Genomic DNA, 581 nt, shown 5'->3' on the forward strand with positions numbered 1-581 from the left:
CTACGGAAGGCGAAAAAATTGCCTGTGTACCCTCAGGTTGCGTGCCACTTTCCACCCACGGGAAACAACCTAAGCAGGGGGATTCAGCCCGTGCGTGAAATGCCCGCAAAGCTGCATTCTCCACCCGGGCAGTTGTTTCTCCCACGCGGCCCAGAGAAGTCAGGTGCTGAATCCAGCGCAATAGCGTCAGTACAATCAGTGCAATCACTACCAGTGTTACAACAAACAAAATTACCCGACCACGCTCGCCATAAGCGCCCATATTCAGGGCGATAATCCCCACCAGGCTGAAAAGAAAAGAGCCAATAAAAGTGGTGAGTACATTTTGGGTTGTGGTGTCTTCCACCACCAGGCGAGTTGCACGCGGCGTGACATTGGTTGTGGCAGAGCCATAGGCGGTGACAACAATGCTCAGTGAAAAGGTCGTGACGGCCAGCATACTGGACGCCAGAATATTCAGAATATTATCGACCGCTTTCGCGCCGACTATCCCGGAAAATGCGGGCGGGATAAATGATTTTACAGCAATAGATATCAGTGCTGTGAGAATGGCGGCAATGGCAAACAGAGTGGCTCTGAAC

The 581-nt window shown here is 52.0% G+C and carries 1 protein-coding gene; it reads right to left on the reverse strand.

Annotated features, from left to right (window positions below; all coding sequences use genetic code 11):
* Positions 1–581 (reverse strand): DUF2254 family protein (locus tag ACFOY6_RS24275; protein ID WP_379652480.1); only part of this gene is annotated, 581 nt, incomplete at both ends.

Source organism: Teichococcus aestuarii (genome assembly GCF_042651065.1).
GTDB classification, from domain to species: domain Bacteria; phylum Pseudomonadota; class Alphaproteobacteria; order Acetobacterales; family Acetobacteraceae; genus Pseudoroseomonas; species Pseudoroseomonas aestuarii.